The 14,955-nt window shown below is 72.1% G+C and carries 12 protein-coding genes; 10 read left to right on the plus strand and 2 right to left on the minus strand.

What is annotated here, in order from left to right; translation table 11 throughout:
- Positions 1-166 precede the first annotated feature (166 nt).
- Together ABD343_RS08550 and ABD343_RS08555 are read left to right on the plus strand one after the other, a co-directional pair.
- On the plus strand, positions 167-1,357 hold the full coding sequence (locus ABD343_RS08550; protein WP_344525786.1) for an AAA family ATPase: 1,191 nt from the start codon (positions 167-169) through the stop codon (positions 1,355-1,357).
- Complete coding sequence (locus ABD343_RS08555) at positions 1,354-2,859, plus strand: VWA domain-containing protein (protein WP_425578138.1); 1,506 nt, start codon at positions 1,354-1,356, stop codon at positions 2,857-2,859. Before ABD343_RS08550 ends, ABD343_RS08555 begins: the two co-directional genes overlap by 4 nt.
- Positions 2,860-2,996: 137 nt before the next feature.
- Here ABD343_RS08555 and snpA read toward each other — a convergent pair whose 3' ends face one another.
- Complete coding sequence (gene snpA, locus ABD343_RS08560) at positions 2,997-3,668, minus strand: snapalysin (RefSeq protein ID WP_344525788.1); 672 nt, start codon at positions 3,666-3,668, stop codon at positions 2,997-2,999.
- A 243-nt stretch (positions 3,669-3,911) separates the two neighbouring features.
- On the opposite strand from snpA, the gene ABD343_RS08565 reads away from it, so the two are divergent.
- On the plus strand, positions 3,912-5,060 hold the full coding sequence (locus tag ABD343_RS08565) for a M24 family metallopeptidase (protein ID WP_344525789.1): 1,149 nt from the start codon (positions 3,912-3,914) through the stop codon (positions 5,058-5,060).
- Positions 5,061-5,225: 165 nt separating this feature from the next.
- Positions 5,226-6,098, plus strand: coding sequence for a calcium-binding protein (locus ABD343_RS08570; RefSeq protein ID WP_344525790.1), 873 nt, complete (start codon positions 5,226-5,228; stop codon positions 6,096-6,098).
- Positions 6,099-6,169: 71 nt separating this feature from the next.
- Here ABD343_RS08570 and ABD343_RS08575 read toward each other — a convergent pair whose 3' ends face one another.
- The gene (locus tag ABD343_RS08575) at positions 6,170-7,117 is read right to left on the minus strand and encodes a methionyl-tRNA formyltransferase (RefSeq protein WP_344525791.1); all 948 of its coding nucleotides are present in this window, start codon (positions 7,115-7,117) and stop codon (positions 6,170-6,172) included.
- 253 nt (positions 7,118-7,370) lie between these two features.
- On the opposite strand from ABD343_RS08575, the gene ABD343_RS08580 reads away from it, so the two are divergent.
- The 6 genes from ABD343_RS08580 to ABD343_RS08605 all read left to right on the plus strand — a co-directional run bounded on the left by ABD343_RS08580 (position 7,371) and on the right by ABD343_RS08605 (position 14,916).
- Positions 7,371-8,762, plus strand: a complete 1,392-nt coding sequence (locus ABD343_RS08580) for a lysine N(6)-hydroxylase/L-ornithine N(5)-oxygenase family protein (RefSeq protein ID WP_344525793.1) — start codon at positions 7,371-7,373, stop codon at positions 8,760-8,762.
- An 11-nt stretch (positions 8,763-8,773) separates the two neighbouring features.
- Positions 8,774-9,832 (plus strand): FecCD family ABC transporter permease, encoded by a 1,059-nt coding sequence (locus ABD343_RS08585; RefSeq protein ID WP_344525795.1) that lies wholly within the window; start codon positions 8,774-8,776, stop codon positions 9,830-9,832.
- Between the two features lie 20 nt (positions 9,833-9,852).
- The gene (locus ABD343_RS08590; protein WP_344525797.1) at positions 9,853-10,914 is read left to right on the plus strand and encodes a FecCD family ABC transporter permease; all 1,062 of its coding nucleotides are present in this window, start codon (positions 9,853-9,855) and stop codon (positions 10,912-10,914) included.
- Between the two features lie 39 nt (positions 10,915-10,953).
- Positions 10,954-11,880 carry an ABC transporter ATP-binding protein gene (locus tag ABD343_RS08595; protein ID WP_425578126.1) on the plus strand — a complete coding sequence of 309 codons (927 nt, stop codon included), beginning with the start codon at positions 10,954-10,956 and terminating at the stop codon, positions 11,878-11,880.
- A gap of 106 nt (positions 11,881-11,986) precedes the next feature.
- Entirely contained in the window at positions 11,987-13,036 is a 1,050-nt protein-coding gene (locus ABD343_RS08600) for an iron-siderophore ABC transporter substrate-binding protein (protein WP_344525799.1), read from the plus strand.
- Positions 13,037-13,044: 8 nt separating this feature from the next.
- Positions 13,045-14,916 (plus strand): ABC transporter ATP-binding protein, encoded by a 1,872-nt coding sequence (locus ABD343_RS08605; protein ID WP_425578127.1) that lies wholly within the window; start codon positions 13,045-13,047, stop codon positions 14,914-14,916.
- The last annotated feature ends 39 nt before the right edge of the window (positions 14,917-14,955 follow it).

A 14,955-nucleotide genomic window follows, 5' to 3' on the forward strand; every position in this document is an offset into this window, starting at 1 on the left:
CACGCGGCGCCGGGGGCGGCGCACCTGCGGCACCCATCCCAGCCGAAGCCGTGGCCTGGAACAACACCGAATCGGATACCGGCCGATTAGTCGTGAGTAATGAAGGGAACGGCGGCCGCCGCGTAATCTTGCACAGGCCGAGGACGATCAGAGGGTCGGGGTGGGGATGGGCGCGGAGGACACCGCGAAGAGACTGCGGATGATCGGCGACGAGCTGGCGGACCGTTTCTACGAGCGGGCGGACGTGGTGCGCACGCTGGTGGTGACGCTGCTGGCGGGCCAGCACTCGCTCGTGCTCGGCCCGCCCGGCACGGCGAAGTCGGAAATGGCCCGGGAGCTGTCGGGCAGGGTCGAGGGCGCGGCGTACTGGGAGATCCTGCTCTCGAAGTTCACGGCGCCGACCCGGATCTTCGGGCCCATCGACGTGGCCGCGCTGGCCCGAGGCGAATACCGCCAGGTGTACGACGGGCGGGCCACGACCGCGCACATCGCGTTCATCGACGAGATCTTCAAGTGCTCCACGGCCGCGCTGAACGAGACGCTGGGCTATCTCAACGAGCGGATCTACCACCCGGAGAACGGCGGCGCCCCGATCCCCTGCCCCCTCATCGGCGCCATCACGGCGAGCAATGAACTGCCCGACGGCGAGGACTCCGCCGCGATCTACGACCGCCTGCTGGTGCGGATCGAGGTCGGTTATCTGGAGGACCCCTCGAACTTCGCCGCGCTCGTCCGCTCCGCCGTCCGCCGCCCGGAGACACCGGCCCGGACCACCGTCGAACTGGCCGCGCTGCGGCAGGCGGTGACCGAGGGCGTCCCGTCCGTGGACGTCCCCGAGCGGATCGTCGACGCGGTGTGCACGCTGCGCGCCGCGCTGCGCCGCAGGGAGCTGGTCGCCTCCGACCGCCGCTGGCGGCAGGCGGTCGGCCTGCTCCAGGCGTCCGCGTACCTCGACGGCCGCCCGGAGGTCGCGGAGGCCGACCTGTCCGTCCTCACGCACGTGCTGTGGCACTCCCCCGCCGAACGCCCCGCCGTCGAACGCGAGGTGCTGCAACTGGTCAACCCCGACGCCAAGGAGGCCCTCGACCTGGCGGACGTCGTCGAGGAGCTGGAGACCCAGCTCGACGCCCTGGCCGGGCAGTCCCGCGAGGCGCTGAGCGACTGGGTCATCAGAAAGGCCCACGGGCAGCTCGCGCAGGCGGGGAAGCGGCTGGAGATCCTGCGCCGGGAGGCGGCGCGCGCGGGCCGTTCGACCGCCGCCATCGACCGGGTCACCGCCCGCCAGCGCGCCGTCCGCGCCCGCGTGCTCACCGAGGCCCTCGGCGTGGACGCGAGCGTGGCGCAGGGGCCGCTCTGAACACCGGAGGCCACGAGGGGCACACGGCCGCCGTCGTCGCGGACGACTACGACCGGGCCACGTGGCGCGAGACGTACGGGCGTTCGGCCGCGCTGCGCGAGCTGGCCGAGGAGCTGGGGGCGCGCGACGCGCACGCCGCCGACCTCCTCGCCGACGTGTTCCTGGCCGCCTACAAGACCGGCCCCCGGCTGCGCGGCCCCGAGGAGATGCCCGCCTCCCGGCTCGTCCAGCAACGGGTCGTCGCCTCGCTCGTGGAGTCGCCGGACTTCGCCGTGCTGCGCCGGGAGTCCGCCGGTGACCCGTACGCCGCCGCCCTGACCGTGCTCGCCCAGGCCTCCGCGCTGCGCCGCTCGCTGGAGCGCGCTCCGGACGCTCGGGACGCCCGGGACGCACGGCGGCAGGAGGGCCGTACGCCCGATCCGGCGGGCCGGGCGGAGGCGGTCCCGCACAACCCCGGGCAGCCGCCCCCGGGCCAGCTCCCTCCCCGAGCCCCGCAGGCTCCCCAGGCCCCTCAGGCCCCGCAAGCCCCCGCCGCGCCCGGGGCCCCCGGTGCCGTACGGCAGGTGGCGGCGCCGCCCGCTCCGGGCGAGGCGCGGGAGGAGGCCGCGCTCGTACGGGCGTGGGGCATGGACCCCGGCGAGCTGGAGCGGCTGCCGTACGACGAGCGGGCGCGGCTCGCCGAGCGGCTGCGCACCAGCCGACTGGCGCGCTGGGCCGAACTGATCGGCCGTTTCCGGCGGATGGCCGACGGCGAGCGCGCCCGCAAGGTCGAGAACACCACCGGGGAGCTGGTCGGCGTCACCCTCGGCGACGATCTCTCCCGCCTCATCCCCTCCGAGCTGGCCCACCTGGGCCTGCCCGAGCTGCGCGCGGTGTTCGCCGCGCGGTACGCCGCCGGGGAGCTGATGCTCTACGAGAGCCAGGACGAGCGGCCCCGGGGCCGTGGCGCCGTCATCGCGTGCGTGGACACCTCGCACTCCATGTACGAGGCGGGTCCGGGCGGGGTGACCCGGGAGGCGTGGGCGAAGGCCTGCGCGCTGGCGCTGCTGGACCAGGCGCGGCACGCCGGACGGGACTTCGTCGGGATCCTCTTCTCCGCCGCCGACAAGGTCCGCGTCTTCCGCTTCCCGGCCGGGGAACCCGGCACCGCCGGTCCCGGCCGCGTGCTCGACTTCGCCGAGAGCTTCCTGGGCGGCGGCACCAGCTACCAGGCGCCGCTGTCGGCGGCGGGCGAGCTGCTGGAGGAGGAGTTCGCCCACGCGGCCCGTACGCGCGGCGACATCGTGATGCTCACGGACGACGAGTGCGAGGTCACCGAGGAGTGGATGCGGGGCTGGCGGGACGCCAAGCGGCGGCTGGGCTTCCGGGTCTTCGGCGTGGCCATCGGCGCCCCGCGCGCCGCCGAGGCCGACTCGGTGCTGGACGCGCTGTGCGACAACCTCCGCTCGGTGGAGGACCTCACGGACGTCCACGCCGCCGCCGATCTGTTCCGTGTCATCTGACCGGAACGGCAGAGAGGCGGAGGCGGCGGCGTGGAGCCGGAGGGACGGGGCTGACCGTCGCTACCGGCGGCCGGGCGCTACCGGCGGCCGGGCGCTACCGGCGGCCGGGCGCTACCGGCGGCCGGGGGCTGCCGGGGCTACTTCCCGAACGCCACCTTGTCGAAGGCGACGCTCGCCACCCCGTTCTGCCAGAGCTGGTCGACGCGGGCGCGCTCCGTCGCGTTGGGCCGGTCGTTGGTGCAGGACGGGCCGGGGCCGCCGCCGGACATCAGCTCGGAGCAGGGGCCCCTGTAGTTGTCGTACAGGCCGAGCACGTGCCCGGTCTCGTGGGCGACGACGCGGTTGGAGGAGTACTGCTGGTTCTGCCGGTAGTCCAGGAAGATGTAGCCCCGCCCGTGCATGTCGGTCTGGGCGTACGAGCCGCGCGGGTCGTTGCCCTCGCGGTAGGTGAAGGACGCGTTGGTGCCCTCACGGAGCTGGACGTTCCGCACGGAGGAGTTCCAGATGGACGTGCTGTTGGCTATCTGGCTCCGGAACGTCGGCGCGCGGCGGGCGTCGTACGTGACGGTGACCTGCTGGATGCCGGGCTTCTCGGCCTGCTTCTCCAGGGCGTCCTGGACGACGGCCTTGAAGAACTTCTCGTTCGCCTTCCGGCTCTCGCCCGCGTCTGTGTAGCCCTGGGTGCTCGCCATCGCGGGTGCGGAGGGGGCGGGTGCCTCCTGCGCGGAGGCGGGGGCGGCGCCCATGCCGAGAGTGACGGCCACGCCCAGTCCGAGCGTCACCGGCAGAGCGGCTCTTCGGTATCTCATCGGGGGGTCTCCTTGTGATCCGCAGACCGGCTCCGCGTGGGGAACGGGGGATCGTGGGGGCGGGGGCCGGTCCTTCCGGTTGGATTCCTGCTGCCGGAGAGTCTGTTCGGGGGCCGGGTCCGGCGGAATGATGCCAAGTGCCGATAGGACGGACGCATCCGCCGATGTGCGAAGTGCCCCTACGGCATATGCGGCGGGCGCGTGAACGCCGGAGGCCGCGGCGGTGGCGCTACCGTGGCCGTCATGATCGAGCCTTCCGAACACCCGTCCGCGTCCGCCCTCGCCGACGAGGGCGCCTCCCGTCTCGCGCGTGCCCGCGAGGTGACCGCCGCAGCGGGGATCGACGCGCTGCTCGTCTCCCCGGGCGCCGACCTGCGGTATCTGACCGGCTATCACGCGCTGCCGCTGGAGCGCCTCACCTGCCTCGCCCTGCCCGCTGACGGCGACCCGTTCCTCGTCGTCCCCGCCCTGGAGGAGCCCGCCGCGCGGGCGTCGGCGGCCGGGGGACTGGGCGTCGAGATCCTCGGCTGGGACGAGACCGACGACCCGTACGCCCTGGTCGCCGGGCGTCTCCCCGGCGACGCGAAGCGCGTCGCCGTCGACAACCACATGTGGGCCGAGAAGCTGCTCGCCTTCCGCACGGCGATGCCCGGCACCGAGCAGGTCCTCGCCGGTGACGTGCTGCGCGAGCTGCGGATGCGCAAGTCCCCCGCCGAGACGGAGGCGCTGCGCCGGGCGGGCGCGGCGATCGACCGCGTGCACCGCCGCATGGGCGAGTGGCTGCGTCCCGGCCGTACGGAGCAGGAGGTCGGGCGCGACATCGCGGAGGCGATCCTGGAGGCCGGGCACGTCACCGTCGACTTCGTCATCGTGGGCTCCGGGCCGAACAGCGCGAGCCCGCACCACGAGGTGAGCGAGCGGATCATCCGTACCGGCGACCCCGTCGTCGTCGACATCGGCGGCACCACGCCCGAGGGCTACTGCTCGGACTCCACCCGTACGTACGCGGTGGGCGAGCCGCCCGCGGAGTTCCGCGAGCTGTACACGGTCCTGGAGCGCGCCCAGGCCGCGCAGACGGACGCCGTGCGCCCGGGCATCACCGCGGAGCGGCTCGACGCCGTCGGGCGGGACATCATCTCCGCGGCGGGCTACGGGGAGTCCTTCATCCACCGCACCGGCCACGGCATCGGCCTCTCCACCCATGAGGAGCCGTACATCGTCGCGGGCAGCAACCTGCCGCTCGAACCGGGCATGTCCTTCTCGATCGAGCCGGGCATCTATCTGGCCGGCCGCTTCGGCGCCCGTATCGAGGACATCGTCACGGTCACCGAGGACGGCGGCGAACGCCTCAACCAGACGCACCGCGAACTCACGGTGCTCCCGGCGGACTGAGGTGCGGGGCCCGCCTCCAGGTGAATGGGCCGGGAACCGGGAATGAATTCCACGGCCCGTAATATTGCACAATCCATTTATTCACCGAAGGCGGGCAACCGGGTGCACGGCCGGGCTGTCACACCACGCGGAAGGAATTCACCACAGCCTCACGGAGGTTATGCAATGTCCTCTCGCCCCGGCAGTCGCGGGATACGCCGTGCCCTGACCGTCTCGACGCTGGCGCCCGTTCTCGGGCTCGGGCTCGCCGTGCCGGTCGCCCTGGCCGGGCCCGCGGCCGGTGCCGAGCCGGTGGCCACCGCCTCGGTCAACGAGTACGGGTGGCACCTCACATACACCGCCGCCCCTGGTCAGACCAACAAGGTGGCCATTGCGCAGTCGTACACCGACGACCGTTCCAAGTTCACCTATGTCATCGACGATTCCGTTCCGGTCGAGGCCGGGAACGGCTGCTCGCACCCCGACGGCGCCGACAAGACGCGGATTTCGTGCACGGTCGAGGCGCCCGAGAGCCAGTCGCCGCTCGAATCCATGGAAATGGATCTGGGCGACGGTGACGACTCCGCCACCTTCGACAATGCCACCGATCAGGTCTATTACTTCAACAGCGTCCGGCTGGGCGACGGAAAGGACGAGTGGAACAGCGACCACGGCGGCAGGACGGACGGCGCCCAGGTGCACGGCGGCGCGGACGACGACGTCCTCGCGACAGGGGCGTACGGCTCGGCCGCGGGTGACGACGGCGACGACACGGTCTCGACCGCCGACGGCGGCGAGTTCCTGGACGGCGGCGCGGGCGACGACGTGCTGCACGGCGGCAAGGGCGACCAGATCCTGCGGGCCGACGACGGCGACGACACGGTCACCGGCGGCGACGGGAACGACGAGATGTACGGCGGCAGGGGCAACGACGTGCTGCGCGGCGACGCGGGCGACGACCGCATGTGGGGCAACAGCGGCGACGACAAGCTGTACGGCGGCCCCGGCAAGGACACGATCTCCGGCGGTCCCGGCAGGAACGTGGTCGTCCAGGACTGACGGCTTCGTCCCCCCACGTACTCGGCGAGGCCCCCATGCGCGCATGGGGGCCTCGTGTGCGGGCGCCCGCCTCAGGGGCGGCTCGTCAGATAGCCGCCCATCGACGTGAAGTAGTCCGTCGCCGCCAGCTCCCGGCCGTCCTCGGCCCGTACGCGGGTGACGGCCAGGCCGTGGTTGCGGCCCGTGCGGGCGTCCGCGCCCGCGACGATCACCACGCCGTCGCCCTCGCGGTAGAAGATCCGGCCGGGCGTGCCCCCGTACCGCCCCTGGGAGACCACGGCGCCGAGGATTTCGAGGCGCTTGCCCCGGTGGAAGCAGAAGGCGCTCGGATACGGCTCGGACTGGGCGCGGACCAGCCGGTCGAGGTCCTCGGCGGGCCAGGTCCAGTCGATGCGGATGTCCTCGGCGGCGCGCTTGTGGAAGAAGCTGGCCTGCGAGCGGTCCTGCGCGGTGAACTCCGTCTCCCCCGCGGCGATCCGGGCGAGGGCGCCGATGGTGACGGGGGCGATGAGGTCGACGGTCTTGTGGAAGAGGTCGGTGGCGGTGTCCCTGGGGCCGACCGGCACGGACTCCTGGCGGACGATGTCGCCCGCGTCCAGCTCGTCGTTCATCATGTGCGCGGTGACGCCGACTTCGGGCTCTCCGTTGATGAGGGCCCAGATGAGCGGGGAGAACCCGGCGTACTTGGGCAGCAGCGAGTCGTGGACGTTCAGGGTGCCGTGGCGCGGCAGGGCGAAGAGGTGAGGGGGGATCCAGGTCCGCCAGTTGTTGGCGACGATGATGTCCGGGTCGGCGTCCTTGAGGCGCTCGAACAGCTCGTCGTCGTCGGGGCGGTTGCGGATCAGCACGGGGACGCCGTGCTCCTCGGCGAGGTCGGCGACGGAGTCGCTCCAGATCTTCTCGTACGCGTGCTCGCTCTTGGGGTGCGTGACGACCAGCACCACGTCGTGCTCGGAGTCCAGCAGGGCTCGCAGGGTGCGGTGGCCCCAGGTCTGGTAACCGAACATGACGACCCGCATGGGTTCCTCCTCAGAAAAGCGCTGACCGGCGAAAACTAAAGCAAGGCTTACCTTAGTGGCCAACGCGCACATGCGGTACCCCACTTGATGGACACCGGAGTCCGCCCATCATCCGGGGCCCCCTATCGACAGCTCCACGGGTTTAGCTTAGGCTCACCTAAGTTGTGAGGGCGTGGCGCCGCTCCACCGGCGTGCCCGTCCCCGTACATCCCCCACGCCTCCACAGGCGGCGGCCCCGCACGATGGGAGTGACATGTCACGGGTTCTTCCTGGTGACGCACCAACGGTCCATGACCTCATAGGGATCGGCTTCGGCCCGTCCAACGTGGCCATGGCGATCGCGCTCGACGAGCACAACGCACGCGTCGGCGAGCGGGAGGCGGTGACCGCTCACTTCTTCGAGCAGCAGCCGCGCTTCGGCTGGCACCGCGGCATGCTCATCGACGACGCGACGATGCAGGTCTCCTTCCTCAAGGACCTGGTCACCCTCCGGAACCCCGCCAGCGAGTTCAGCTTCCTGTGCTACCTCAAGAGCCGGGGGCGGCTGGTCGACTTCATCAACCACAAGAACCTCTTCCCGCTCCGGGCGGAGTTCCACGACTACTTCGAGTGGGCCGCCGCCCAGGTCGACGGCATGGTCTCCTACGGCCACGAGGTCGTCGGCGTCGCGCCCGTCGTCCGCGAAGGCGGCGACGGGGAGGTGGAGTTCCTCGATGTGACGGTCCGTTCCGCCGAGGGCCTCGCCGTGCACCGGGCCCGCAACCTCGTCATCGGCACCGGGCTGCGGCCCCTGATGCCGGAGGGCGTGGAGCGGGGCGACCGCGTCTGGCACAACTCCGAGCTGCTGACGAGGATCGACGCGCTGGAGGCCGCCGAGGGCGGGGAGGGCGCCGAGCCCTCGCGGTTCGTCGTGGTGGGCGCGGGCCAGAGCGCCGCCGAGAACGTCGCGTACCTGCACCGGCGCTTCCCCGGGGCCGAGGTCTGCGCGGTGTTCTCCCGCTACGGCTACAGCCCGGCCGACGACAGCGGCTTCGCCAACCGGATCTTCGACCCCGGCGCGGTCGACGACTACTTCGCCGCGCCCGAGAACGTCAAGCGCCAGCTCATGGACTACCACGGCAACACCAACTACTCCGTGGTGGACATCGACCTGATCGACAGCCTGTACCGGCTGATGTACCAGGAGAAGGTCCTCGGGACCGAGCGGCTGCGCTTCTTCAACGTCTCGCGGCTCGCCGACGTCAAGGAGACCTCCGGCCACGTCCGCGCCACCGTGCAGTCCCTCGTCACCGGCGAGGAGACGCCCCTCGACGCGGACCTCGTGGTCTTCGCCACGGGCTACGGGCCCGCCGACCCCCTCGGGCCGCTCGGCGAGGTCGCCGGGAGCTGTCTGCGCGACGAGGAGGGCCGCGTCCGCGTCGAGCGGGACTACCGCGTGGTGACGGACCCGGGACTGCGCTGCGGGATCTACCTCCAGGGCGGCACCGAGCACACGCACGGCATCACCTCGTCCCTGCTGTCCAACACCGCGGTCCGGGTCGGCGAGATCCTCGACTCGCTGCTCGCCGCGGGCGGCGGCCCCCGCACAGCGGGCGCCGCGGCATCGGCCGAGGTCCCGTCCGGTGGCCCGGCACCGAAGGGATAACGTACGGCGGCATGGCCACGACTGCACTGGAACGCCCTGCTCCCGGGGTCACGACGGGGGTCCGCCGGCGACGGCTCGCCGGACTGGTCGCGCTGGGCGCGCTGCTCGTGGTCGCGGCGGCGCTGTCGCTGGCCGTCGGTGCCCGCGCGCTGAGCCCGGCCGAGGTGTGGCACGGGCTCTTCGCGCCGCCGGACCCCGACCAGCGGCTCACCGAGATCCGGCTCATCGTGCGGACCGTGCGGGTGCCCCGCACGGTCCTCGCGGTGGTGGCGGGCGTCGCGCTGGGCGTCGGCGGGGCGCTGATCCAGGGGTACACCCGCAATCCGATCGCCGACACGGGCCTGCTGGGCGTGAACGCGGGCGCGTCGTTCGCCGTGGTCTCGGTGATCGCCCTGTTCGGCTTCAGCAACCCGTTCCAGTACGTCTGGTTCGCCTTCGCCGGGGCGGCGCTCTCGGGCGTCGTCGTCTTCGGGCTGGCGAGCCTCGGGCGGGGCGCCGGGAATCCGCTGACGCTCGCGCTGGCCGGGCAGGGGATCACGGTCTTCCTCGCGGCGATGACCACGGCCGTCGCCCTCTCGGACAAGCAGTCGCTCAACGCGCTGCGGTTCTGGAACACGGGCTCGGTGGCCGGGGTCGGCTTCGACGTCATCTGGCCGGTGGCCGGATTCATCGCCGTCGGGCTGGTGCTGGCACTGACCACGCTGCCCGCACTCAACCTGCTCAACCTGGGCGACGACGTGGCGCGGGGGCTCGGCGTGAACCTCGCGCTGAGCCGGACCGTCGGCATCCTCGCCATCACCCTGCTCGCGGGCGCGGCGACGGCCGCGTGCGGGCCCATCGCGTTCCTCGGGCTCATGGTCGCCCACGTGGCCCGCTATCTGACCGGCCCCGACCAGCGCTGGCTGGTCCCGTACGCGGGGCTGCTGGGCGCCGTCGTGCTGCTGGTGTGCGACATCGTGGGGCGGCTGGTCGTACGGCCGGGCGAGCTGGACGCGGGGGTCGTGGTCGCGCTGCTGGGCGCCCCGTTCTTCGCGGTGCTGGTCTGGCGCGGAAAGTTCAAGAAGGCGTGAGCGGCACCATGAACGGAACCATGGACGGAACAGAGGCCAAGGCGACGGTGCCGCCGGGGATACGGGTCGGCCCCGTGTCGTTCGTATGGCGGCCGTGGCTCGTGACCGTGACGGTGGTGCTGGCGGCGGCGACCTTTCTGGTGTTCTGCCTCTCCATCAGCACCGGCGACTTCTCCATCGCGCTGCCCCGGGTGATGGCCACGGTCTTCGGCCGGGGCGAGCAGGCCGACGAGTTCGTGATCATGGACCTGCGGATGCCGCGGGCCCTGGTCGGGCTCCTGGTCGGGATCGCGCTGGGGGTCTCGGGCGCGATCACCCAGTCCGTCGCGCGCAATCCGCTGGCCAGCCCCGACGTCCTGGGGATCACCGGCGGCGCCGGGGTGGTCGCGGTGTTCCTCGTGACGACGTCGGGCGGCGCGGCCAGTGCGGTGGCCGGCTCGGTGGGCCTGTCCGTCGCCGCGCTCGCGGGCGGGCTCGGCGCGGGGCTGCTGGTGTACTTCCTCGCCTGGCGGCGCGGCATCGACGGCTTCCGCCTCATCCTCATCGGCATCTCGGTGAGCGCCGTGACGCAGGCGCTGACGACCTGGCTGCTGGTCGAGGCCGACATCAGGGACGTGGCCAAGGCCCAGGCCTGGCTGGTCGGTTCGCTGGAGGACCGCTCCTGGGACGAGGTGCGGATGGCGCTGTGGTGCGCGCTGGCCCTGCTCGCCGTCGTGACCTGCGTCGCCTTCCAGTTCAAGCCGCTGCACTTCGGCGACGAGATCGCCGCGGGGCTGGGCGTGCGGTACACCCGCGTACGGGCCGTCCTGCTGCTGTGCGGCGTCCTGCTGGCCGGTGTGGCGGTCAGCGCCGCGGGACCGGTGCCGTTCGTCGCGCTGGTGGCGCCGCAGGTGGCGATGCGGCTCGCGCGGTATCCGACGCCGCCGATGGCGGCCTCCGGCCTGGTCGGGGCGCTGCTGCTGATCGGTTCGGACCTGGTGGCGCGCGTGGCGCTGCCGTTGACGCTGCCCGTCGGCGTGGTCACCGCGGCGATCGGCGGACCGTTTCTCGTCTACCTGCTGGTGCGGGCGAACCTCCGATAGATGTACAAAGGCTAGGCGAACCTAAGTCGAGGGGGTCTTGTGACCGCTCAGCACATCACCGGGACCGGAACGGGCGGGACGAAGACCGTCCCCGGGGACGCGGACGTCCCGCGTACGGACGCGCGTACGCCCGGCCGTACGAACGGGCGCACGGACGGGCCGCGCACGGACGACCCCCGGCTGGCCGTCCGTGACATCACGGTCGGGTACGGGAGCCGGAGCATCATCGACGGGCTCGACGTGGCGATACCCCCGGGGGTCATCACCACGATCATCGGGCCCAACGGCTGCGGCAAGACAACCCTGTTGCGGACCCTGTCGCGGCTGCTCAAGCCCGCGAAGGGGACGGTCGTGCTGGACGGCGACGACATCGCCAAGCTCCGGACCAAGGACGTGGCCAAGAAGCTCGGCCTCCTGCCGCAGGCGCCCGTGGCGCCCGAGGGGCTCACGGTGGCCGACCTGGTCGCCAGGGGGCGGCATCCGCACCAGAGCTGGCTGCGCCAGTGGTCCTCGGACGACGCCGGGATCGTGGAGCGCGCGCTCGCGATGACCGGCGTCGCGGATCTGGCCGACCGGCCGGTGGACTCGCTCTCCGGCGGGCAGCGCCAGCGCGTGTGGATCTCCATGACGCTGGCTCAGGGCACCGACCTGCTGCTGCTGGACGAGCCGACGACGTATCTCGACCTGGCGCACGCGGTCGACGTGCTCGACCTCGTGGACGACCTGCACGAGACGGGGTGCGCCGTGGTCATGGTGCTGCACGACCTCAACCTGGCGACGCGCTACAGCGACAACCTGATCGTGATGAAGGACGGGGCGATCCTGGCGCAGGGGCACCCGCGCGAGGTGATCACCGCCGAACTCCTCGACGAGGCATTCGGGCTGCGGGCCAAGGTGATCGACGACCCGGTCGGAGACCGCCCGCTCATCGTCCCGATCGGCCGGACCCACGTGCTGCTCGGCTAGATCCGCGCAAGGCACATTTAGGCTAGGCTAACCTCATCTCAGCCGGGCGCCGCTTGCGCCCGCGCACAGGGACGCAGCGGTCGGCGCGAAAGCAGAGGATTGACGGATGCTCCTCCACAGAACGACGTTCACGGGACCGGTACGGCGACTGGCGGCAGTGGTGTCCGCCGCCGCGCTCGGCATCGGCCTCCTCGCGGGATGCGGTTCCGACTCCTCGGACCAGCCGAGCGACGACAGCCCGGCCGCCGCCAAGGGCGCGTTCCCGACGAGCGTGGAGCACGCGTTCGGCACCACGAAGGTGGAGAAGGCCCCGCGCCGCGTCGTCACCGTCGGCTACACGGACGACCAGGCCGTCCTCGCGCTCGGCACCAAGCCGGTCGGCATGACCGACCAGTACCCGAACCCGCAGGGCAAGTCCCCCGACATCAACACCCAGTGGCCCTGGGTCAAGGACAAGTGGGGCGACAGCAAGCCCGAAGTCATCATGAAGAACGGCGACTCCGGGCCGAACTACGAGAAGATCGCCTCCCTCCGCCCCGACCTGATCATCGCGGTCTACTCCGAGATCGACCAGGCCGCGTACGACAAGCTCTCCAAGATCGCTCCCACGGTGGGCCGCACGAAGGCCGAGAAGGAGCCCTTCAGCGCCCCCTGGCAGGACAACGCGCGCCACATCGCCAAGGCGCTCGGCCAGGAGAAGAAGGGCGACAAGCTGGTCCAGGGCATCGAGGACAAGATGACGGAGGCCCGCAAGAAGCACCCGGACTTCAAGAACCAGACCGCCGTCGCGCTGTCCTGGTACAAGAACTCCGTGGCGCCCTTCACCACCAAGGACGTACGCGGGCAGTTGCTGTCCGGCATCGGCTTCAAGGGCGAGAAGAAGATCGACAAGATCGCGGGCGACAAGTTCTCCGTCGAACTCTCCCCCGAGCGCGTCGACCTGGTCGACGTCGACCGGATCTTCGTCATCAACGACAAGGCGGACCAGAAGGCGCTGAAGAAGTTCAAGCTCTTCGCCAACCTGGACGCGGTCAAGAAGGACAAGGTCTCCTATCTGCTGGACAGCGAGGGCCCGGCCGCCGGCGCCGCCATGTCGCAGGCCACGCTGCTGTCCCTGCCGTACGCGATCGACGAACTCGTGAAGTCGGCCGGGTAGCGGCGGGCGTGAGCACGACCGAGACGCGCCCCGACGAGGCACGCGCCCCCGGCCCCCGGCCCCGGGAGACCCTGCGCACGGCGAGCGGCCGCGAGGCCGCCCGCTGGGTCGGCGCGCACTGCCGCGAGAGGCCCTGGCTGTCGACGGCCACCGTGGTGAGCACGGTGGCGGGCGCGGCACTCCAGGTCCTCCCCGTGCTCCTGCTCAGCCGGGTCGTGGACGGGGTGGTCGGGGACGAGCCCCGCTCGGTGCTCGCCACGATCGGAGTGGTGCTCGTGGCCGCCGCGCTGCTGGGCGCGGTGGCCACCGCCGTGTCGACGTACCTGATCGGACGGCTCGGCGCCGACCTGCTCGCGACGCTGCGGGAGGGCGCCGTGCGTTCCGTGCTGGGCATGCCGAGCGCGCGGATCGAGCAGGTGGGCCGGGGCGATGTGCTCTCCCGGGTCGGGGACGACGTGGCGGTGCTGTCCAAGGGCATCCGCATGGCCATCCCCACGGTCTTCTCGGCGGGCGTCCTCGTCGCCATCGCCACCGTCGGCATGTTCGGGCTGGACTGGCGGCTGGGCCTCGCGGGCGCGGGCGCGCTGCCCGCGTACGCGCTGGCGCTGCGCTGGTACCTGCCCCGCTCCGCGCCGCTCTACCGCAAGCAGCGCGCCGCCCAGGCCGACCGCGCGCAGGCGCTGATCAGCGGTCTGGACGGCATCGACACGGTCCGCGCGTACGGGCTGGAGGGGGTCTTCCGGGAGAAGGTCACCGAGAAGTCGTGGCGGGTGCGCGACCTGGGCATCGAGGTGTTCCGGTTCTTCGGGCGGTTCGTCGGCCGGGAGAACCGCGCGGAGTTCATCGGCCTGGTCCTCATCATCGTGGTGGGGTACGCCCTGCTGGAGGCCGACGCCGCGAGCCTCGGCCAGGTCTCGGCGGCCCCTTTGATGTTCCATCGGCTGTTCACGCCGCTGGGCGCCATCATGTTCACGTTCGACGAGGCGCAGAAGTCGGGCGCCAGCCTGACCCGCCTCGTGGGCGTGCTGGGCGAGGACGCCGAGGACAGACTGGTGGGCGACGCGCCCGTCGCACGGCCCGGCGCCGGGACCGAGGGCGAGTCCGGTGTGGTGGGTGCCGCGGCGCCCGCCCCCCTCGCGGTCAACGTCGAGGGCCTGACCTTCCGTTACCCCGGCACCGAGGAACCCGTCCTGCGCGACGTCGGCCTCACGATCCCGGCCGGGGGTTCGCTCGCGCTCGTGGGCGCCACGGGCGCGGGCAAGACGACGCTGGCCGCGCTGATCGCGGGCATCGGGACGCCGGAGGCCGGGTCGGTGCGCATCGGGCCGACCGACCTCGCGGACCTGGACGAGGCCGGGGCGCGTGCGTTGGTGAGCATCCTGACGCAGGAGACGCACGTCTTCTCCGGCCCGCTCGCCGACGACCTGCGGCTGGCCGCACCCGGGGCGACCGAGGCCGAACTGCGGGACGCGCTGCGCACGGTCGGCGCCGAGGAGTGGGCCGAGGCGCTCCCCGAGGGGCTGCGCACCCGGGTCGGCGAGGGCGGCGAACGCCTGGACGTCACCAAGGTCACCCAGATCGCGCTGGCCCGGCTGGTGCTGGGCCGGGCCCCCGTCGTCGTGCTCGACGAGTCGACGGCGGAGGCGGGCAGCGAGGGCGCCGCCGAGCTGGAGCGGGCGGTGCTGGCCGCCTGCGCGGGTCGCACCACGCTCTTCGTGGCGCACCGGCTGACCCAGGCGATGGCGGCGGACCGGATCGCCGTGCTCGACGCGGGCCGCGTGGTGGAGCAGGGCACGCACGAGGAGTTGGTGGCGCTCGGCGGCTGGTACGCACGGCTGTGGCGAGCCTGGCGAGGCGGTAGTGACAACGCCACAGGTTAGGTTAGGCTAACTTTCATTCGTTGGAAGGGACGCTGAGTC

The sequence above is a fragment of the Streptomyces albiaxialis genome (assembly GCF_039530985.1).
Classification (GTDB): Bacteria; Actinomycetota; Actinomycetes; order Streptomycetales; family Streptomycetaceae; genus Streptomyces; species Streptomyces albiaxialis.

Bases quoted from the DNA above. Each gene is read 5' to 3' on its own strand.
- ABD343_RS08580 (WP_344525793.1), top strand. From the start codon at position 7,371: ATGTCACGGGTTCTTCCTGGTGACGCACCAACGGTCCATGACCTCATA.
- ABD343_RS08550 (WP_344525786.1), top strand. From the start codon at position 167: ATGGGCGCGGAGGACACCGCGAAGAGACTGCGGATGATCGGCGACGAG.
- ABD343_RS08570 (WP_344525790.1), top strand. From the start codon at position 5,226: ATGTCCTCTCGCCCCGGCAGTCGCGGGATACGCCGTGCCCTGACCGTC.
- ABD343_RS08600 (WP_344525799.1), top strand. From the start codon at position 11,987: ATGCTCCTCCACAGAACGACGTTCACGGGACCGGTACGGCGACTGGCG.
- ABD343_RS08575 (WP_344525791.1), bottom strand. From the start codon at position 7,117: ATGCGGGTCGTCATGTTCGGTTACCAGACCTGGGGCCACCGCACCCTG.
- snpA (WP_344525788.1), bottom strand. From the start codon at position 3,668: ATGAGATACCGAAGAGCCGCTCTGCCGGTGACGCTCGGACTGGGCGTG.
- ABD343_RS08590 (WP_344525797.1), top strand. From the start codon at position 9,853: ATGGACGGAACAGAGGCCAAGGCGACGGTGCCGCCGGGGATACGGGTC.
- ABD343_RS08565 (WP_344525789.1), top strand. From the start codon at position 3,912: ATGATCGAGCCTTCCGAACACCCGTCCGCGTCCGCCCTCGCCGACGAG.
- ABD343_RS08585 (WP_344525795.1), top strand. From the start codon at position 8,774: ATGGCCACGACTGCACTGGAACGCCCTGCTCCCGGGGTCACGACGGGG.